This is a genomic window from Halobacillus salinarum (assembly GCF_022919095.1).
Lineage (GTDB): Bacteria > Bacillota > Bacilli > Bacillales > Halobacillaceae > Halobacillus_B > Halobacillus_B salinarum.
Genome location: NZ_CP095073.1, coordinates 211,582 through 230,563 on the forward strand (window position 1 = coordinate 211,582; position 18,982 = coordinate 230,563).

Sequence of the window (18,982 nt, forward strand, 5' to 3'; positions counted from 1 at the left end):
AAAGGTTGCGAACGAAGGAATTCTCCTGTTTCGCAACCTTTGACTCCTTAGAGTGACGCTGTGGGATTAGTCTTCAACTGTAATACCCATGCTGCGCGCTGTACCTTCAACCATGCGCATAGCAGCCTCAACGTCAGCAGCGTTTAAGTCAGGCATTTTTGTTTCGGCGATTTCACGTACTTGGTCGCGTTTAACAGAAGCAACCTTGTTACGGTTCGGTTCACCTGACGCTGTTTCAATACCTGCTGCTTTCTTAAGTAGAACTGCAGCTGGCGGAGTTTTCGTCACAAATGTAAATGAACGGTCTTCAAATACCGTAATTTCAACCGGAATAATCATACCAGCTTGATCTTGCGTACGAGCATTAAACTCCTTACAGAAGCCCATGATGTTAATTCCAGCTTGACCTAGTGCCGGTCCTACTGGTGGTGCTGGGTTCGCTTTACCTGCAGGAATCTGAAGTTTTACTAATTTAATAACTTTTTTAGCCACGAGACACACCTCCTTAAAGTCCGTGATGTGGTAATAGGGGTTAAACCCTCCCACTCATCGCAATATCCCTCAAGCACATTTGCCTGAGGCACATAAAGAACATAAGAATTCTATCATCTTTATTGTTTCAATGCAAGGGGAGAGATTATAATTCACAATTTTTCTATTTGTGAAAAATCCAATTCTACCGGAGTTTCCCGGCCAAACATATTCACGTGGACTTTCACTTTCTGTTTATCAAGGTCAATATGCTCGATAGTTCCAGTGAAATTCGCAAAAGGACCATCAACAACCTTAACACTTTCCTTCACTTCAAAGTCAACCTCAGTTTTCGGCTGTTCGTTCATTCCCATACGTTTCAATACCGTGTCCACTTCTTCAGGTAAGAGAGGGATAGGTTTGGAACCGGAACCTGTTGACCCAACAAACCCAGTCACTCCCGGCGTGTTTCGGACTACATACCAAGAATCATCCGTCATGATCATTTCAGCCAAAACGTAACCAGGGAACACCTTTTTCTTTGCAATCTTTCGCTTCCCGTTCTTAATTTCTGTTTCTTCATCTTCAGGCACCAATACGCGGAAGATCTTATCTTCCATGCCCATGGATTCCACGCGCTTTTCTAAATTGGCTCTAACTTTGTTTTCATAACCTGAATAGGTGTGAACAACATACCATCTTTTTTCCATTTACACAGGACAAGTGGCTTGCCCTTCCCTCCCTTGTGATCAAAATTTAAAAATTCGCCCAACATGAAAAAACCCGTACGACGGGTTTTTTAGTAAGTCTATTTACCAGTATAGCACAAAATACACTCTACTATTACTTAGAAATGAGTTCAAGTACTTCTGTTATTCCAAGATCAATGATTGCAAAGAATACAGCAACGAATGCTACAGTAGCTATAACGGTAATGGTGTAACGCGTAAGCTCCTGCCCTTTTGGCCAACTTACTTTACGCATCTCCCGTGCTACATTTTTGAAAAACTTAAACATACAAAACTAACCCCCAAACTTGTGCCTGTCGGCTTCATGCTCTATTTTGTTTCCCGATGGAGTGTATGAGTACCGCATTGTTTGCAATATTTACGAACTTCCAGCCGTTCAGATTGGTTCGTTCGGTTTATATAAGAACTGTAATTCCTGCTTAAACACTCTGTGCAGGCCAGGATCACTTTTTTTCGCATACGCTTGTCCCTCTCATAATCCGAGGTTTATTCACCCACATTAATGTAGCACTCTTCCATGTACCTGTCAATCCGGCATTTATAAAGTAATTTCGCTCACTTCCAAGTATTTCTCAAGCTTCCGTTTTACTCTTTGCAGGGCATTATCAATAGACTTCACATGCCTTTTTAATTCTTCTGAAATCTCTTGATAGGATTGTCCGTCTAAATAAAGCGCAAGCACTTTTTTCTCCAAATCGCTCAGCAATTCTGAAATTTTTTCTTCCATGTCGCCAAACTTTTCTTTGTTAACTATCAGTTCTTGCGGATCGATCGCTTTTGACCCCGCGATGACATCCAGCAGAGTCCGGTCCGATTCTTCATCATAAATTGGTTTATCCAAGGAAACGTAAGAATTCAATGGGATATGTTTCTGTCTAGTGGCGGTTTTAATAGCGGTTATAATTTGACGGGTGACACACAATTCTGCGAAGGCTTTAAATGAAGACAGCTTGTCCTCCTGATAATCACGAATAGCTTTATAAAGTCCGATCATTCCTTCTTGAACAATATCTTCTCGATCTGCACCAATAAGAAAATAAGTCCGAGCTTTAGCCCGCACAAAATTTTTGTACTTATTGATTAAATAATCCAGAGCCTGGATCTGCCCTTGATTAATCTTTTCGACGATCGCTTCATCGTCAAGTTTGCTAAGATCCGCCTCTTTGATGCTATTCTCAGTTTGACCGATGCTCACTCAGGATCCCCCCGACCGTGCTACCTAAATATAGCAATATTATACAGTAAGCGTTTCAGAAGCGTCAACAAGCTGTTTTGTTATTTATCCCCTCTTCTCCACTTTTCAAAGATGTCCCTCACTTCTTTTTTTATCGGTATTTTCGGCTGATATTGAACCTGATTTCTCGATTCTACATCTTTTTTTATTTGCTGTTCAATATTCTTCACTTCAATGTACAATTCTCTTGCCGATTTTCGAAAAGCTCCCTGGGCAAAAATCGTCCTTTGTTCTGCATAATCGGACGTAGCTACATAAACCTGGGTCCGTACGTCATTTAATTCGCCAGCGAGTTTTTCAATTCTTTCATCGGCGGTTTCATTTTCTTTCGTATAAATGATCTCGATTTTATTAGTCAGCTGTTTCTTAACTAACCCTCTGACATGATAGGCATCAAACACAACGATGATTCGACCGCCTGTATAGGATTGATATTCAGCAAGCATTTGGACCAATAAATCCCTCGCCTGACTGAGATCTTTTTCCTTTAATCGCTTGAGCTCCGGCCATGATCCAATCATGTTATACCCGTCAACAATTAAGACAATCATCCTTATTCCCCGAGCGGGTGCCGTTTACGATGTACTTCATACATCAGAAGAGCCGCTGCGACGGAAGCATTCAGCGAAGTCACATGTCCAGCCATCGGAAGACTGACAGTCCAATCGCATTTCTCTTTTGTGAGCCGACTCATCCCCCGTCCTTCGCTGCCAATTACTAATGCAATCGGCATCTTACCGTCCAGATTCCGGTAGTCTTCCGTTCCATCTGCGTCCGTGCCCACTACCCAAACGAACCGTTCTTTCAATTCTTCAATGGTTCTCGCCAAGTTAGTCACCCGGGCAACTGGAATATATTCGATTGCTCCTGTAGACGTTTTTGCTACCGTTGCTGTGAGCGCCACAGACCGTCTTTTAGGAATGATGACACCGTGAGCTCCGCTTGCATCCGCTGTCCTTAAAATAGACCCCAGGTTGTGAGGGTCCTCAATCTCATCACAAATAATAAAAAAAGGAGCCTCTCCTTTTTCTTCAGCTTTCGTAAATAAGTCATCGATATCGCTATATTCATAGGCAGCAACGGAGGCAGCGACTCCCTGGTGATTTCCATCTACCAGTTGATCAATTTTCTTCCTCGGTACTTTCTGAACCATGACTCCGCTTTCTTTCGCCAGCTGTTCAAGCTTTTTAAAAGCCTGGTGCTGAAGCTGATCGGAGGTAAATACTTTATTGATGGCCCTGCCGGACTTCAGCGCTTCCTGTACAGGGTTTTTGCCGATAATCCATTCATCCTTCATCTTGTCCACTCCCTTCTTCGACGAAATCAATAGCATGGTATATCAATGTCTCCAGCCGCTCCTGCTGCTGCGATAAATAAAGAAAACCCAGCACTGCTTCAAACCCTGTGGAGGAGCGGTAAGTTTGGACATTCGTGTTCTTTGGAACAGACCCGGACTTAGCGTTTCTCCCACGTCTAAATATGGCTTCTTCTTCATCCGTTAGCAGCTCTTTCTCCTGCCACCACTTGCTGACAGCCGCCTGCGAGACAGCGGAAACGAATTTCACAGCTGTCTCGTGAAGAAGCTGAGGCTTAATCTTCCCTGCAGCCAATAAATGTTCTCGCACATACAATTCATACACCGAATCACCCATATAAGCGAGGGCTAATGGTTTCATTTGCTTGACATCTGTAAGAAGCATTTCTTTCTTTACCCTCTTTTCCAACGCGTTCCTTGAGACGTATCTTCTAAAATAATATTCCGGTCTTTTAATTCGTCGCGAATTTGGTCAGCTCTTTCAAAATTGCGATCTTTCCTCGCTTGTTTTCGTTCAGCGATTAATGCTTCTATTTCTTCATCCAACAGTTCGGTCTGTTGTTCCAATTCAAGGCCAAGCACACTCGTGAGTTCAGTAAATAGTTCTAAATAAGCATCCAGCACCTTCGTTGTCGTCTGCTCGGATTGCAAATACAAATTGGCCGATTTTGTCAGGTCAAATAACACGGAGATGGCATTCGCTGTATTAAAATCATCGTCCATTTCCTGAATAAATTGCTGCTTGAATCGGATGATTTCTTCCAGCCACTGGCCTTGGCCATTTTTCACCAGATCCATACTCGCCTGTTTTCGGTATTTAATATTTTGAAAAGCATTTTGAATTCGCTCGAAACTGCTTTTTGCCCCTTTGAGAAGCTCATCGCTAAAGTTAATGGGATGGCGGTATTGAACACTGAGCATAAAAAAGCGGATCACTTGAGGATCGTGTTTCTTGACAAGGTCATGAGCCAATACAAAGTTGCCTAAGGATTTGGACATCTTTTCATTTTCAATATTAATATATCCATTGTGCATCCAGTACCGGGCAAACGCAGATCCGTTATGAGCTTCCGATTGGGCGATTTCATTCTCGTGATGAGGGAAAGTTAAATCCTGGCCTCCGGCGTGGATATCAATCGTATCTCCCAAGTATTTTTTTGCCATGGTTGAGCATTCAATGTGCCAGCCGGGACGTCCCTCTCCCCATGGGCTTTTCCAAGAAATCTCGCCGGGCTTTGCTTCTTTCCACAAAGTAAAATCGAGCGGATCCTCCTTTTTCTCACCGACTTCAATTCTGGCTCCTGTCCTTAATTCGTCGATGGACTGGTGGGAAAGCTTTCCGTAGGAATCGAATTTTCTCGTTCGAAAATATACATCCCCTTCAGCTTCATAGGCAAAACCTTTATCTACCAGACCTTGGATAAAAGAAATAATTTCGTCCATATTTTCTGTAACTCTAGGATGGTGAACCGCTTTTTTCACACCAAGTGCCCCTACGTCTTCCAGATAAGCGTCGATAAATCGGTTCGCTATATCCGGTACTTCCTCGCCCATTTCATTTGCAGCTTTAATGAGTTTGTCGTCGACATCGGTAAAATTTAATACGTATTCCACATCGTAGCCACGGTATTCAAAGTATCTGCGAACCGCATCAAAAACGATGGCAGGACGAGCGTTTCCTATATGAATATAATTATATACGGTTGGCCCGCACACATACATTTTTACTTTGCCGTCTTCTAACGGTTCGAATGGTTCTTTTGTTCTTGTTAACGTATTGTAAATGTTAATGGCCACTCTGTTTCACTCCTTTAGCTTCCTGAAGTTCTTTCTTTAACTGTTCGATTTGTGTTTCCAGCTCGTTCAGCCGGTCGTAAACAGGATCAGGCAGTTTGTGGTGATCCAAATCTTTTTGGCGGACTTTTTTTCCGTCCTGGACAACGACGTGTCCTGGAATGCCTACAACAGTGGAATTGTCCGGTACATCGTGTAATACGACGGACCCTGCTCCTACTTTTGAATTTTCCCCAATGGTGATCGATCCCAGCACTTTAGCTCCGGTAGCCACGAGGGAATTGTTCATTAAGGTTGGATGGCGTTTACCCTTTTCTTTCCCAGTACCGCCAAGCGTCACTCCCTGGAACAGAGTTACGTTATCACCGATCTCACAAGTTTCCCCGATTACAACTCCCATGCCGTGGTCAATGAAAAACCGTCTCCCTATTTTTGCACCTGGATGAATCTCTATTCCAGTTAAAAAACGACTGATCTGCGAGATCACCCGCGCCAGAAAAAAGAACTTTCGTTTGAAACAAGCATGGGCCACCCGATGTGCCCAAGTCGCATGCAATCCTGAATAAGTTAAGATGACTTCAAAATAGGATCTTGCAGCCGGATCTTGGTCAAAAACGACATCGACATCTTCCTTAAACATTTTAATCAGCCCCATACTCACTCCTCCTTTATAATTAAAAAACGCGCCTCTGTGCTCCTTGGCACAGAGACGCGTTTCGCGCGGTTCCACTCTGTTTGGGAAAAGTTGAATTCCCCACTCTCATGACCCTCGGTAACGGGAGGTTCCGCTTCAGCCTACTGTGTTCAGCTGAAGGCTCAAAGGTGCATTTCAAAGGTTTTCCTTAAGATCGCTCCCAGCCTCAGGCGATCCTCTCTGGATAAGTTCCCACCTTCTACTTCTCCTTATCAACGCTTCTTATTGGTATCTTTACTATATGATAAATGGATAGCTTTGTGAATTATTTTGTTTTACAGCTGATTTAAAGCATCATCGAGACGCGCAGTAACTGTATCTATACCAAGCAGGTGAATGGCATTTGGCAGTTCAGGGCCATGCATCTGCCCAGTAGTCGCCACCCGGATCGGCATAAATAGTTTTTTACCTTTATGGCCCGTTTGCTTTTGGACAGCCTTAATCTGTGATTTAATATTTTCCGGCGTGAAATCTTCAAGCTCTTGAAGGTTCTGCTTAAATGTGGACAGTACCTCAGGCACTTGTTCCCCTTTAAGGACCTCCATAGCTTCTTCATCATACTGGATTTCTTTTTTAAAGAACAGTTCGGTCAATTCAACGATTTCTGCCCCATAACTAAGCTGCTCCTGATAAAGGGAGATCAGCTCATGAGCCCATTTACGATCTTCATCATTCAAGTCTTCAGATAAACGTCCTGCGTCAATTAAATGAGGAAGAGTAAGGTCTATCACACGGTCGAAATCTGCTGCCTTAATGTATTGGTTGTTCATCCATTTCAGCTTCGCAGGGTCAAAGACAGCTGGTGAAGTCGTCAAACGATCCGGATCAAAGATATCAATCAGTTGATCCTTCGTAAAAATTTCCTCCTCGCCTACCGGAGACCAGCCAAGCAGTGTGATGAAATTAAACAAGGCTTCCGGCAGATAGCCGAGATTTTTGTACTGTTCGATGAATTGCAAAATATGCTCATCACGTTTACTCAGTTTTTTTCGTTCCTCATTTAAAATAAGCGTCATGTGGCCAAACTTCGGCGCTTCCCACCCAAACGCTTCATAAACCATCATTTGCTTAGGCGTATTGGAAATGTGTTCTTCCCCACGGAGAACGTGAGAGATCTTCATCAAATGGTCATCGATGGCTACAGCAAAATTATACGTAGGTGTACCATTTTTCTTCACGATGACCCAGTCGCCAAAGTCGCTGGATTCAAAGGAAATATCCCCACGGACAATATCGTTAAACGTGTACGTGTGAGTTTCCGGTACGCGCAGACGGATGCTTGGATTACGTCCTTCTTCTTTAAACTTCTCTACCTGCTCCGGCGTTAAGTCGCGATGGGCACCGGAATATTTAGGGGCTTCGCCACGAGCAAGCTGCGCTTCTCTCTCTTTCTCGAGCTCTTCCTCCGTCATATAACACTTGTAAGCAAGGCCGCGATTGAGCAGTTCATCGACATATTCCTTATATAGTTCAATTCTTTCCATTTGGCGGTATGGACCATAATTGCCGCCGACGTCGGCACCTTCATCCCATTCAATTCCCAGCCATTTTAAATACGTGAGCTGGCTTTGCTCTCCACCAGCAATATTCCGCTTCTCATCCGTATCCTCAATCCGGATAATAAACTTACCTCCAGCATGCCTGGCATACAAATAGTTAAACAATGCTGTTCGTGCATTTCCTATATGGAGATTTCCTGTTGGGCTAGGGGCATAACGTACCCTTACTTCATTTGTCATTTTTGCTTCTCCTTTCGTACCTGCCGTTCTTTTTTTTACTTTCCCTATTTTATCATTTTTCTTTTATCCTTGGGGACTATTTTGCAGGAGAACAACCGCCTGAGCAGCAATCCCTTCCTTACGCCCGGTAAAGCCTAGTTTTTCCGTCGTAGTCGCTTTGATGTTAATACGGCTTACCTCCGCATTCAGTAAAGAAGCAACGTTCTCTCTAATCGCTTCAATATAAGGCGCCATTTTAGGAGCCTGGGCAATAACTGTACAATCAAGGTTGCCAAGTTCATACCCTTGGGCCTGGACGTCTTTCCAAACGTGCTTGAGCAATTCACCTGAGTCTGCATCCTTAAATCCTGGATCCGTATCTGGAAAATGCTTGCCGATGTCTCCACTTCCGATCGCTCCTAAACAAGCATCTGCAATCGTGTGCAGCAGCACATCTGCATCAGAGTGTCCGAGCAGCCCTTTCTCATAAGGGATCTCTACACCCCCTATGATGCATTTACGTCCTTCTGCAAATTGATGGACATCAAAGCCTTGACCGATTTTGAACATTGGAGCATTCTCCCCCTCATCACTTCTTAGGTTCATAAGAAAAGATTCCGCTTTTTGTAGATCCTCTGGAGTCGTAATTTTAAAATTATCGTAGCTGCTTTTGACAATTGCCACTTCCCGACCTAAACGTTCGACTAAAGAAGCATCATCTGTTCCATAGTATCCACTTTCCTCAGCCTGTTGATGCGCCTTATATATTAAGGAAAACTCAAAGCCTTGAGGCGTTTGTGCTGCCCATAAGCTGCTTCGATCCAGCGTCGTGAGCTGTTCTCCTTCTTTTTGTTTAATCGTATCTGTAACAGGGACAGCAAGTAAGGCCGCCTTTTTGTCCCGAACGACGATGGCCAGTTCATGAAGCTGTTTTTCGGAAACAAACGGCCTGGCTCCGTCATGAATGAACACAGGAAGTTCTTTAGCCTCGACAGCTTTCAACCCTTCAAATACGCTATCCTGGCGTTCTCTTCCTCCATTGACTAGTCGAATTGGTTTTTGAAACGTATAGCTTTGCAAAACTTGTTTCATTTTTTTATCTTCCAGCGTATTGGTGACAAGGATGATTTCCTCACACCATTCATCTGCGTCAAAAACTTCCATTGTATGTATAATTAAAGGCTTCTTATCAATCATCAAAAATTGCTTATTTAAACCGGCCAGCATCCGTCTTCCCTGCCCGGCTGCTAACACAATTGCCGTATATTTTGTCATAGTAACCATCCTAAACATATTGAAAAAACAAAAGCGATAACACTCCTGTTATCACTTTTGTTGTTCTCTATTCGTTTATACCGTTTTTACAATGCTTTTTCAAGTGATTTTGGCTTGGCAAAGATCATACGGCCGGCTGAGGTTTGAAGAACACTGGTCACAATCACTTCAATTGTTTTTCCAATATAGTCTTTTCCTTCCTCAACGACAATCATCGTGCCGTCATCTAAATAAGCGACGCCCTGATTTTGCTCTTTTCCATCTTTAATCACTTGGATCGTCATTTCTTCCCCTGGAAGGACGACCGGCTTGACCGCATTGGCCAGATCATTGATATTCAATACTTGTACATTTTGAAACTCACAGACTTTGTTCAAGTTAAAGTCGTTCGTTACAACAATCCCATCCATCACTTTGGCAAGCTTCACGAGTTTGCTGTCTACTTCCTGCACATCTTCAAAATCCCCCTCGTAAATCTCTACATTTACAGGCAGATCCTTTTGAAGACGGTTAAGAATATCGAGACCTCTGCGTCCCCGGTTTCGTTTCAATCCATCAGAAGAATCGGCGATATGCTGCAGCTCTTCCAGTACGAATTGTGGAATAACAACGGTTCCTTCAAGAAAATGAGTTTCACAAATATCTGCAATACGTCCATCAATAATGACACTTGTATCCAAGATTTTTTCTTTTGGAATAAGAGAGGCATCTACCATGTTTTTTGCTTCTGCCACATTTTCTTCATTTGCTTTTTTGTCTTTTCTGGCAATGGTAAGCAGATTCAAAAACTCATCTTTTCGTTTAAATCCTACTTGAAACCCAAAGTAACCTAAAATAATGGTTAAAAAGATCGGGAGAATTTGGTTTACCACTTGAATTTGAATATCCAAAAGCAGGTTATTGATGAGATACGCGATCGTCAATCCGACAATCAGTCCAAGGCTTCCAAACAACAGATCAGCGACCGGAGCCCGGACAAGTGTATCTTCGACCCACCTCAGAAAATCCACAATATAATCGACCAGCCAGAACGTCAATAAATATAAAATAAGTGCTCCAATTACAGCTCCCACTATTGATTGGATCCAACCCTGCCAGTTAAGGTTCATCATATCAAATAATTCCGGGATATAAAGATAACCAAGTGTTCCCCCAGTTATAACAATAAATAATTGTACAATTCGTTTAAGCACTTGAATCACCTCCTCTGATCACAGTATGACCAAAATAACGTACACCTAACCGTATAAAAAGGAATGATGGTTATTAAAGTAGCACAGGTTCCAAAAATAGTCAATTTGTAAATAAAATATGTTATCATACCTTCACAACTTAAGTCAATAGTCCTGCTAAATATGCCGATCTACAAATAGCTGCTCCTGGATTCTTTCAAGTCCATCTCTTATCTTCATTGCTCTTATTTCGCCCACCCCGTCCACTTCGACTAATTCTTTTGTAGAAGCCTGGATCATATCATCCAGGGTACCGAACTGTTCAATCAAATGCTCGATAATTAAAGTAGGCAGTCTTGGGATCCGGCTGAGGATACGATACCCTCTCGGGTGGACCGGTTCCGCCATTTTCGTATTTTGTGAGTAGCCCAGCAGTTTAAGAATCTGTTCATCCGTTAACAGCTCTGTGTTTGAAATTTCCTGCATCTTTTTCAAAATATAATAGGGCTCATAATCCGGACGTTTGCTGTAATCCTTTAATAACAGCGAGGCTTCTTGTTCAATATCAGAAACCAGTTCTGTCAGCTGGAGCTGAATCAGGCGTCCTTCATTCCCTAATTCGTTTACATAATTTAAAATTTCGGTTTTTATTCTTAAAACCATCTCGACGCGGTGGACAACTTGAATGACTTCTGCAAAAGAAACCATATTTTCAAATTCCATAGCCCCGAGATTAGTGATGCTTTGATCAAGGACGTTTTTATATTTCTCTAAGGTTTGGATCGCCTGGTTCGCTTTAGTCAGGATGACACCAATATCTTTCAGGGAGTAACGCAAATGGCCTTTATAAAGCGTTATGACATTTCTGCGCTGTGAAATGGCAATGACTAAGTGGCTCGTCTGCTTTGCCACACGTTCAGCCGTGCGGTGTCTCATCCCCGTTTCTGATGATAAGATATCCGGGTCAGGCATTAATTGAGCATTAGCATATAAAATTTTCGAGCCTTCATCGTTAAGAATTAACGCGCCATCCATTTTTGCGAGTTCGTATAAATGCGCCGGTGTGAAATCTGATTGAATATGAAAACCACCATCAACCATCTCCCGTATTCCCTCTCCATAACCGACTACAATCAATCCTCCAGTATTCGCCCTGAGGACATTGTCAATTCCATCCCTGATCGGAGTGCCCGGAGCCACAAACTTTAAAATCTCGCCAATACCGTTCTCTTTCATTTCATGCCCTTCCATTTACCTATCTCCCAACGTTAAGTTCATGGCTTCCTGAACGGTGTTAACCCCTATGACCTCGATGGAAGAAGGAGGGGTCCAGCCGTCTAAATTCTTATTGGGGATGATTACCCTTTTGAACCCAAGTTTAGCTGCTTCCTGGACACGCTGTTCAATTCTCGCGACTCTTCTGACCTCTCCTGTCAATCCCACTTCTCCTACAACGACATCATGTGGATTGGATGCCTGGTCACGGAAGCTGGAAGCGATACTAATCGCCACGGCAAGATCTACGGCAGGTTCGTCAAGCTTCACCCCGCCGGCAACCTTCACATAGGCGTCTTGATTTTGCAAAAGCAAACCCGCACGTTTTTCTAAAACGGCCATTAACAGCGGGACCCGGTTATGATCCAAACCGGTGGCCATTCGTCGCGGATTCCCAAATGCCGTCGGGGAAATAAGCGCCTGTATTTCTACCAGGACTGGTCGAGTACCTTCCATGGAAGCCACAACAATTGAACCTGCTGCTCCTTGGGAACGCTCTTCCAAAAAGATTTCTGAAGGATTGAGAACTTCTTCCAGCCCTTTTTCCTTCATTTCAAAAATTCCCATCTCATGAGTGCTGCCAAAACGGTTCTTCACACTTCTTAATATCCGGAAGGTGTGGTGGCGCTCCCCTTCAAAATAAAGTACCGCATCGACCATATGTTCAAGCAGCCGCGGTCCTGCAATGGACCCTTCTTTTGTAACATGCCCCACAATGAAAATCGGAATACCTTTACTCTTAGCGATTCTCATCAGCTGGCTTGTACATTCCCTTACTTGGGAGACACTTCCAGGTGCAGAGGTGACGTCCTCTTTAAAAATCGTTTGAATCGAATCAATCACCACAAAGCTTGGATTGATCGAATCGATCTGGGTAATGACATCTTGTAAATTTGTTTCTGATAATACATACAGTTCTTCAGAGGTAATGTTGAGCCTCTCTGCTCGGAGCTTGGTCTGTCTTGAAGATTCCTCACCGGAAATATAAAGCACCGGCAATTGTTTGTTGGCAATTTGCGCGGAAACCTGAAGGAGTAAGGTCGACTTTCCAATACCAGGGTCCCCGCCTATTAACACTAAGGAGCCTGCCACAATTCCGCCTCCGAGTACCCGGTTTAATTCAGGCATATCTGTCGGGAGACGCGGTTCTTTCTGCGATTGGATTGAATTAATTTTTTCCGGCTTTGCTTGAGTTGAGGAATTTGTTTGAAACACATGCCTGGATACAGCCGGTGCGCTCATTTCTTCGACCAGCGTATTCCATTGATGACATCCAGGACATTTCCCCATCCATTTAGGTGTTTCATAACCACATTCCTGGCAAACAAATTTTGTTTTTCTCTTTGCCAAGTGACTCTCTCCTTCTCTCTATTTTATACGATATAACTTGTGAAAAAGTTTCATAGTGATATCAATTGTATTAAATTTATCTTACCATTTTTTTGAAATTATTCGTTTTGAAAGCCTTTTAAAAATCCTATTACCCCTATCATAAATCCTTTTAACTGATTTGTCCCAATCTGAATCCATTTACTCAAAAAAAATCGGAAGGCTGGCCGCCTTCCGGTAATTAACTAGATGGATTAATCATTTTTGCTTAAAGAGCTGGCTTCTTCCAGCTTTTCTACAACGAATTCATTATTTTCATCAAGGTCTATTTTAACTTTTTGACCTTTTTGAATATTTTCTTTCAGCAATTCTTCTGAAAGCAGATCCTCTACGTTCTTCTGGATTGAACGGCGAAGCGGTCTTGCCCCATACTCCGGATCAAAGCCTTGCTCTGCAATGTGTTCGATAGCTCTGTCAGATAAGGTGAAGTCTATTTCCTGTTCTAGCAGACGTTTTTTCAACTGCTCTGCCATCAAGGTCACAATATCCTTCATGTGCTTTTTCTCCAAGGAATGGAATACGATCGTTTCGTCTATACGGTTTAAGAACTCGGGACGGAAAGCTTTCTTCAATTCATCCGTCACTTTTGATTTCATATCTTTATAATCCTGACCTGCTTCATCCATGGAGAAGCCTACATATTTATTGCTCTTAAGTTCTTGTGCCCCAACGTTGGAAGTCATGATGAGCACGGTGTTTCTAAAGTCGACGACCCGCCCTTTAGAGTCAGTCAAACGCCCATCTTCCAGAACTTGCAATAGAATATTAAAGACTTCCGGGTGGGCTTTTTCTACTTCATCCAGTAAGACGACAGAATATGGCTTATTGCGGACTTTCTCCGTCAGCTGGCCGCCTTCATCATAGCCGACATAGCCTGGAGGAGAACCCACGAGACGAGAGGTGCTGTGTTTTTCCATATATTCAGACATGTCGATGCGAATCATAGCATCTTCATCTCCGAACATACTCTCAGCTAAAGCGCGTGCCAATTCCGTCTTACCTACACCAGTTGGTCCAAGGAAGATAAAGGAACCAATCGGACGTTTCGGATCTTTCAAGCCGGCACGGGCACGTCGAATGGCTTTTGAAATGGCTTTGACCGCTTCTTCCTGCCCGATGACCCGGTTGTGAAGCGTATCCTCAAGCTGAAGCAGACGTTCCGTTTCGTCTTTTGTCATTTTTGAAACCGGAACTCCGGTCCACGTAGATACAACTGATGCAATGTCTTCTACGGTAACCTCAGAATCCTCCTGGCCTTGCTTCTCTTTCCACTCGTCTTTCGTTTGGTCAAGTTCATCACGCAAGTGCTGTTCTGTATCTCTTAGAGAAGCAGCTTTTTCAAACTCCTGACTTTGAACAGCCGCATCTTTTTCCTTGCGAACTTCTTCAAGCTTTTGCTCAAGCTCCTTTAAGTTTGGCGGAGCGGTATAAGAACGAAGTCGAACTTTAGACGCTGCTTCGTCGATAAGGTCAATCGCTTTATCTGGAAGGAAGCGGTCCGTGATATAGCGGTCAGAGAACCGTACAGCAGAATCAATGGCATCATCAGTAATAGTTACGCGATGGTGCGCTTCATACCGATCCCTGAGTCCTTGCAGAATCTGGACAGATTCCTCAAGGTTTGGTTCATCAACTTGAATAGGCTGGAAACGACGCTCTAAGGCAGCATCTTTTTCGATATATTTTCGGTATTCATCTAGGGTCGTTGCCCCGATACATTGTAATTCGCCACGTGCAAGAGAAGGCTTGAGAATGTTGGAAGCATCGATAGCGCCTTCTGCTCCGCCGGCTCCAATAAGCGTATGCAATTCATCAATAAATAGAATGATATTGCCGGCCTGACGAATTTCTTCCATTACTTTTTTCAGGCGGTCTTCGAATTCCCCGCGGTACTTCGTACCAGCAACGACTGTTCCCATATCCAGCGTCATCACACGTTTATCCCGCAGAATTTCCGGAACTTCATTATTCATTATCTGCTGCGCTAAGCCTTCAGCAATTGCCGTTTTACCTACACCTGGTTCACCTACGAGAACAGGATTGTTCTTAGTACGCCGGCTTAAAACTTGGATGACACGTTGTATTTCTTTACTTCTGCCAATGACAGGGTCAATGTTTCCTTCTTTGGCAATCGCAGTTAAGTCGCGTGCTAAAGAATCAAGTGTTGGTGTATTAGCGTTTGTAGCTTGGCCACTACCTCCTCCACGGCGGTTTTGCCCACCGGTAGATTCGTTGTTTCCAAGAAGCTGAAGAACCTGCTGACGAGCCTTATTCAGGCTTACACCAAGGTTGTTTAGAACTCTTGCTGCCACGCCTTCACCTTCACGAATTAGCCCGAGAAGAATATGCTCTGTTCCTACGTAAGAATGTCCCAGCTTGCGGGCTTCATCCATGGAAAGTTCGATGACCTTTTTAGCACGTGGGGTATAGTGAATCGTTTGAGACACCTTTTCCCCTTTCCCGATCAACTTTTCAACTTCCTGCTGGATTTTTGAAGACTCTAAGCCCAGCGCTGTTAATGCTTTGGCAGCGATGCCTTCGCCTTCACTTACTAAACCGAGAAGAATATGCTCTGTTCCAATATTGTTATGCCCTAAACGAACAGCCTCTTCTTGTGCTAGTGCGAGTACTTTTTGTGCTCTTTCTGTAAAACGCCCAAACATCATGGAAAATTCCTCCTAGCGTTATTCTTTATTTTCTAAATGAAGTCGTTCTCGAATTAATGATGCTCTCCTGATATCTCTTTCATCAGGGTTAAGAGTAGCTTTTGCATATTGTTGCAAAAATCCTGGCTGAGTTAAAACCATCAGCTCATTTAGTATCGTTTTCGGTATATGATCGATAAAGCCAAGGTCTATGCCTAAGCGTAAGTCGGATAAACATTTTGCTGCTTCTTTAGATTCAATAATGCGGCTGTTTTTTAACACCCCGTAAGAACGGAAGATCCGATCTTCAAGCTGCACAGCCGACCTGTTCATAATCGCCTGCCTTGCCCGTCTTTCCTGATCAATCAATTGTTTTACTACACTGTGTAAATCCTCAACAATATCCTCTTCTGATTTACCCAGTGTAATTTGGTTGGAAATTTGGAAAATGTTGCCAAGAGCTTCGCTTCCTTCTCCATAAATCCCTCGAACGACCAAGCCGAGCTGATTAATCGCCGGTGTCATCCGGTTGATCTGCTGCGTCATTGCTAAAGCAGGTAAATGCATCATTACAGAAGCTCTCATCCCCGTACCTACATTGGTAGGGCAGGCGGTTAAATAACCGCGGTGTTCATCAAATGCATAATCAATCTTTTCTTCCAGCCAGTCATCGAGCTGCGAAGCCTGCTCAAGAGCACGGTCCAGCTGAAATCCTGGGAAGTATAATTGTATGCGGATGTGGTCCTCTTCATTAATCATAATGGAAACTTGTTCGTTTTGAGAAACCATTGCCGCAGAGTGCTTTGAATGATCTGCCAAATGCGGGCTGATTAAATGCTTTTCTACTAAAACCCGCTTTTCAATAGACTGTAGATCGTTCATTTGAACAATTTCAAAATCCTTATAGTCTCGGAAAGACTGATGCTTAAACTCATTTTTAAAAACTTCTAATACTTTTTCTAACGTTTCCTCACCGGCTACAATCGGAAACGGATATTGTGAAAAATTCCTAGCAAACCTTATTCTGCTGCTTAATACAATATCGCTGTCTGGACCATCCTGCTTCATCCAGGGGCTGATTGCTTCGTTCATAAATTGCTGCAAGGACATTTTTATTCACCATCCTCTCCTCGATGAAGCTGGCTATCTAAGGAGCGAATTTTATCTCTGACTTTGGCAGCTTCTTCGAATTCCTCTTGTTCTATTAGCTTTTGCAAAGTGGCTTTAAGATCTTCGGCTTCTTTTTTCAAATGAAGATCACCGCCTTGCCGATGCGGAATTTTACCATCGTGCTGAGTGTTTCCGCTGTGAACTCTTCTAAAGATAGGATTTAATTTATCATCAAAAGTTTTATAGCAGTCAGCACAACCAAATTTACCTAATCTGGCAAATTCTTTGTACGTCAATCCACAGGTAGGGCACTTCAGCTGCTGAGAATGTGAATAGGACTGAGATTTTTGACCACTGATAGGATGAGTACCTTCTGTATTAAAAAGTCCAGATAAAAGATCGTTTAATGTAAAAGCTTCTTCACCATAGTTCATATATCCTTTTTCTTTTGCACATTGTTCACAGACATGGACTTCAGTTTTTTGACCATTAATAACCTGAGTTAAATGAACCGTAGCAGGACGTTGGTTACATTCTTGGCATTCCATACCATTCTCTCCCTCCTGGATTAGCTTTTATATTTTAACGTGAGAAGCATGGCTGTCATGATTCTTGAGCGGACTTCATCTCTTAAAGGAAGAGGAAAAGCTAAAACTTCACGATCCAGAACACTCAACATTAAGTTGGCTTCTCGTGTCGTAATGATGTTGTCTTCCAGTAATCTTTCCACAATATCTACGGAAGCAGATTGGGTAGCTCTCGGCTGAATAATTTCAATAATATCATCGATTAATTGAGCCTCGGTGCGGTGTTGAATCCGTGTAATACGGATATATCCACCGCCTCCCCGTTTACTTTCTACTATATATCCTTTTTCCACAGTAAACCTTGTTTTAATCACATAATTAATTTGAGAAGGCACACATTGAAAATGGTCGGCAATTTCACTACGTTTAATTTCAATGGTCTTTTCCTGGTCTTTATCAAGAATATTTTTTAGATATTCTTCAATGATGTCGGAAATATTCCGCATCTTCCCCTCCCCCTCTTTTGACTTTGACTATCTTTGACCTTAATTTCATTATACTCAATTTTTTCTTATTCGCAACTAAAATGTTTTAAGTACATCACTCATCTTTCCCTTAATTTCTTTTTCTTAAAACATAGAAAAAGACTACACAAAAATTCTTGTGCAGTCCTCTTTAGGAGCGGTGTTTCACGCTAACAACATGATCGATTTGTGATAATTGGTCAACAAGGAGATGATCATTAAATTCTTGATGCTTCTCTAATTCAATCACAATCCTGCGGTTTCCATCCTGCTCCTGCTGGATTTCGACTCTCCGGGTACTTAATTGATAATGGTCGAATATAGATAGTAATTCATTAATTTGTATAGAACGTTCACCAATGACGAGAAAATGATTTTTCATATGATTACCAAAATATTGTTTTTCAAGCTTGTTAAGGAATATCAAACTAAGCAGCACAAGAACGGTAGTTAATACCGCTAAACCATACATCCCTGCGCCAACTACTAAACCAATGCCAGCCATAGTCCAAATTGAAGCAGCCGTAGTTAAACCGCGGATTGTACTCCCGTGGACAATAATTGAACCCGCACCGAGAAAACCGATGCCGCTGATCACATAAGATGGGATGCGTGCAGGGTCAAACCTTACATTGTCGTACTCTTCAATGAAATCTTGAAAACCATATAAAGATAACAGCATCATAAGACACGCGCCTACACCTACCATAATATGAGTTCTGAATCCCGCGGAATGGTTTTTTAATTCCCTTTCAAAACCAATCAGCCCTGAAAGGACTAATGCAACGAGAAGACGACTCAAAAAAATTGTTACATGTTCATTTATCATCTCTGTCCACTCCATTACGATTTCCTCCCTATTTATCACTTTATGCAGCGAATAGTTTCCTATACAAAAAAACCAGAAGCAATAGCTTCTGGTTGTTATTTGACGTGGCAGCGTCCTACTCTCACGGGGATCGACCCGACTACCATCGGCGCTGAAGAGCTTAACTGCTGTGTTCGGCATGGGAACAGGTGTGACCTCTTCGCCGTTACTACCACATCATTTGGATTGTTGAGGTGAACCCTCAAAACTGGATAAGTGCAC

General features: G+C 42.8%; 20 protein-coding genes, 1 rRNA gene and 1 other annotated feature. All 21 genes read right to left on the reverse strand.

Annotation, left to right across the window (positions count from 1 at the left end):
- Positions 1-66: 66 nt before the first annotated feature.
- The 21 genes from rplK to rrf all read right to left on the reverse strand — a co-directional run bounded on the left by rplK (position 67) and on the right by rrf (position 18,937).
- Positions 67-492, reverse strand: coding sequence for a 50S ribosomal protein L11 (gene rplK / locus MUN89_RS01210; protein ID WP_244710743.1), 426 nt, complete (start codon positions 490-492; stop codon positions 67-69).
- A 152-nt stretch (positions 493-644) separates the two neighbouring features.
- A complete protein-coding gene (nusG, locus tag MUN89_RS01215; protein ID WP_244710745.1) occupies positions 645-1,181 on the reverse strand; it encodes a transcription termination/antitermination protein NusG in 537 nt (178 codons plus the stop codon).
- 133 nt (positions 1,182-1,314) lie between these two features.
- A complete protein-coding gene (secE, locus tag MUN89_RS01220; protein ID WP_244710747.1) occupies positions 1,315-1,488 on the reverse strand; it encodes a preprotein translocase subunit SecE in 174 nt (57 codons plus the stop codon).
- 41 nt (positions 1,489-1,529) lie between these two features.
- The gene (rpmG, locus tag MUN89_RS01225; RefSeq protein ID WP_244710749.1) at positions 1,530-1,679 is read right to left on the reverse strand and encodes a 50S ribosomal protein L33; all 150 of its coding nucleotides are present in this window, start codon (positions 1,677-1,679) and stop codon (positions 1,530-1,532) included.
- 79 nt (positions 1,680-1,758) lie between these two features.
- Complete coding sequence (gene sigH / locus MUN89_RS01230; protein ID WP_244710751.1) at positions 1,759-2,415, reverse strand: RNA polymerase sporulation sigma factor SigH; 657 nt, start codon at positions 2,413-2,415, stop codon at positions 1,759-1,761.
- Between the two features lie 80 nt (positions 2,416-2,495).
- On the reverse strand, positions 2,496-3,005 hold the full coding sequence (locus MUN89_RS01235) for an NYN domain-containing protein (protein ID WP_244710753.1): 510 nt from the start codon (positions 3,003-3,005) through the stop codon (positions 2,496-2,498).
- A gap of 2 nt (positions 3,006-3,007) precedes the next feature.
- Entirely contained in the window at positions 3,008-3,751 is a 744-nt protein-coding gene (gene rlmB / locus MUN89_RS01240; protein WP_244710754.1) for a 23S rRNA (guanosine(2251)-2'-O)-methyltransferase RlmB, read from the reverse strand.
- Positions 3,741-4,130: a Mini-ribonuclease 3 gene (locus MUN89_RS01245; protein WP_396266069.1), complete on the reverse strand. Its 390-nt coding sequence runs from the start codon at positions 4,128-4,130 to the stop codon at positions 3,741-3,743. Before MUN89_RS01245 ends, rlmB begins: the two co-directional genes overlap by 11 nt.
- Before the next feature lie 32 nt (positions 4,131-4,162).
- Complete coding sequence (gene cysS, locus MUN89_RS01250) at positions 4,163-5,566, reverse strand: cysteine--tRNA ligase (RefSeq protein WP_244710758.1); 1,404 nt, start codon at positions 5,564-5,566, stop codon at positions 4,163-4,165.
- A complete protein-coding gene (gene cysE, locus MUN89_RS01255) occupies positions 5,556-6,218 on the reverse strand; it encodes a serine O-acetyltransferase (protein ID WP_244710759.1) in 663 nt (220 codons plus the stop codon). The genes cysS and cysE overlap by 11 nt, the downstream gene beginning before the upstream one ends.
- Before the next feature lie 47 nt (positions 6,219-6,265).
- Positions 6,266-6,482 (reverse strand) — a binding site (T-box leader).
- Positions 6,483-6,532: 50 nt separating this feature from the next.
- Entirely contained in the window at positions 6,533-7,996 is a 1,464-nt protein-coding gene (gltX, locus tag MUN89_RS01260) for a glutamate--tRNA ligase (protein ID WP_244710761.1), read from the reverse strand.
- Positions 7,997-8,059: 63 nt separating this feature from the next.
- The gene (locus MUN89_RS01265; protein ID WP_318036112.1) at positions 8,060-9,268 is read right to left on the reverse strand and encodes a bifunctional 2-C-methyl-D-erythritol 4-phosphate cytidylyltransferase/2-C-methyl-D-erythritol 2,4-cyclodiphosphate synthase; all 1,209 of its coding nucleotides are present in this window, start codon (positions 9,266-9,268) and stop codon (positions 8,060-8,062) included.
- A 68-nt stretch (positions 9,269-9,336) separates the two neighbouring features.
- Complete coding sequence (locus MUN89_RS01270) at positions 9,337-10,443, reverse strand: PIN/TRAM domain-containing protein (RefSeq protein ID WP_244710762.1); 1,107 nt, start codon at positions 10,441-10,443, stop codon at positions 9,337-9,339.
- A gap of 156 nt (positions 10,444-10,599) precedes the next feature.
- The gene (gene disA / locus MUN89_RS01275) at positions 10,600-11,673 is read right to left on the reverse strand and encodes a DNA integrity scanning diadenylate cyclase DisA (RefSeq protein ID WP_244710764.1); all 1,074 of its coding nucleotides are present in this window, start codon (positions 11,671-11,673) and stop codon (positions 10,600-10,602) included.
- Positions 11,674-13,047 (reverse strand): DNA repair protein RadA, encoded by a 1,374-nt coding sequence (radA, locus tag MUN89_RS01280; protein ID WP_244710766.1) that lies wholly within the window; start codon positions 13,045-13,047, stop codon positions 11,674-11,676.
- Between the two features lie 233 nt (positions 13,048-13,280).
- Entirely contained in the window at positions 13,281-15,752 is a 2,472-nt protein-coding gene (gene clpC, locus MUN89_RS01285; RefSeq protein ID WP_244710767.1) for an ATP-dependent protease ATP-binding subunit ClpC, read from the reverse strand.
- A gap of 18 nt (positions 15,753-15,770) precedes the next feature.
- The gene (locus MUN89_RS01290) at positions 15,771-16,841 is read right to left on the reverse strand and encodes a protein-arginine kinase McsB (protein WP_244710769.1); all 1,071 of its coding nucleotides are present in this window, start codon (positions 16,839-16,841) and stop codon (positions 15,771-15,773) included.
- A 2-nt stretch (positions 16,842-16,843) separates the two neighbouring features.
- Entirely contained in the window at positions 16,844-17,389 is a 546-nt protein-coding gene (locus MUN89_RS01295; protein ID WP_244710771.1) for a protein-arginine kinase activator protein McsA, read from the reverse strand.
- A gap of 20 nt (positions 17,390-17,409) precedes the next feature.
- Positions 17,410-17,874: a CtsR family transcriptional regulator gene (locus tag MUN89_RS01300; protein ID WP_244710772.1), complete on the reverse strand. Its 465-nt coding sequence runs from the start codon at positions 17,872-17,874 to the stop codon at positions 17,410-17,412.
- Between the two features lie 169 nt (positions 17,875-18,043).
- Positions 18,044-18,736, reverse strand: coding sequence for an MgtC/SapB family protein (locus MUN89_RS01305; RefSeq protein ID WP_244710774.1), 693 nt, complete (start codon positions 18,734-18,736; stop codon positions 18,044-18,046).
- Positions 18,737-18,823: 87 nt separating this feature from the next.
- Positions 18,824-18,937: ribosomal RNA gene (gene rrf / locus MUN89_RS01310) — 5S ribosomal RNA — on the reverse strand.
- Positions 18,938-18,982 lie beyond the last annotated feature (45 nt).

Bases quoted from the DNA above. Each gene is read 5' to 3' on its own strand.
- nusG (WP_244710745.1), bottom strand. From the start codon at position 1,181: ATGGAAAAAAGATGGTATGTTGTTCACACCTATTCAGGTTATGAAAAC.
- secE (WP_244710747.1), bottom strand. From the start codon at position 1,488: ATGTTTAAGTTTTTCAAAAATGTAGCACGGGAGATGCGTAAAGTAAGT.
- rpmG (WP_244710749.1), bottom strand. From the start codon at position 1,679: ATGCGAAAAAAAGTGATCCTGGCCTGCACAGAGTGTTTAAGCAGGAAT.
- MUN89_RS01235 (WP_244710753.1), bottom strand. From the start codon at position 3,005: ATGATTGTCTTAATTGTTGACGGGTATAACATGATTGGATCATGGCCG.
- rlmB (WP_244710754.1), bottom strand. From the start codon at position 3,751: ATGAAGGATGAATGGATTATCGGCAAAAACCCTGTACAGGAAGCGCTG.
- MUN89_RS01245 (WP_396266069.1), bottom strand. From the start codon at position 4,130: ATGAAACCATTAGCCCTCGCTTATATGGGTGATTCGGTGTATGAATTG.
- cysE (WP_244710759.1), bottom strand. From the start codon at position 6,218: ATGGGGCTGATTAAAATGTTTAAGGAAGATGTCGATGTCGTTTTTGAC.
- gltX (WP_244710761.1), bottom strand. From the start codon at position 7,996: ATGACAAATGAAGTAAGGGTACGTTATGCCCCTAGCCCAACAGGAAAT.
- MUN89_RS01265 (WP_318036112.1), bottom strand. From the start codon at position 9,268: ATGTTTAGGATGGTTACTATGACAAAATATACGGCAATTGTGTTAGCA.
- disA (WP_244710764.1), bottom strand. From the start codon at position 11,673: ATGGAAGGGCATGAAATGAAAGAGAACGGTATTGGCGAGATTTTAAAG.
- clpC (WP_244710767.1), bottom strand. From the start codon at position 15,752: ATGATGTTTGGGCGTTTTACAGAAAGAGCACAAAAAGTACTCGCACTA.
- MUN89_RS01290 (WP_244710769.1), bottom strand. From the start codon at position 16,841: ATGTCCTTGCAGCAATTTATGAACGAAGCAATCAGCCCCTGGATGAAG.
- MUN89_RS01295 (WP_244710771.1), bottom strand. From the start codon at position 17,389: ATGGAATGCCAAGAATGTAACCAACGTCCTGCTACGGTTCATTTAACT.
- MUN89_RS01300 (WP_244710772.1), bottom strand. From the start codon at position 17,874: ATGCGGAATATTTCCGACATCATTGAAGAATATCTAAAAAATATTCTT.
- MUN89_RS01305 (WP_244710774.1), bottom strand. From the start codon at position 18,736: ATGGAGTGGACAGAGATGATAAATGAACATGTAACAATTTTTTTGAGT.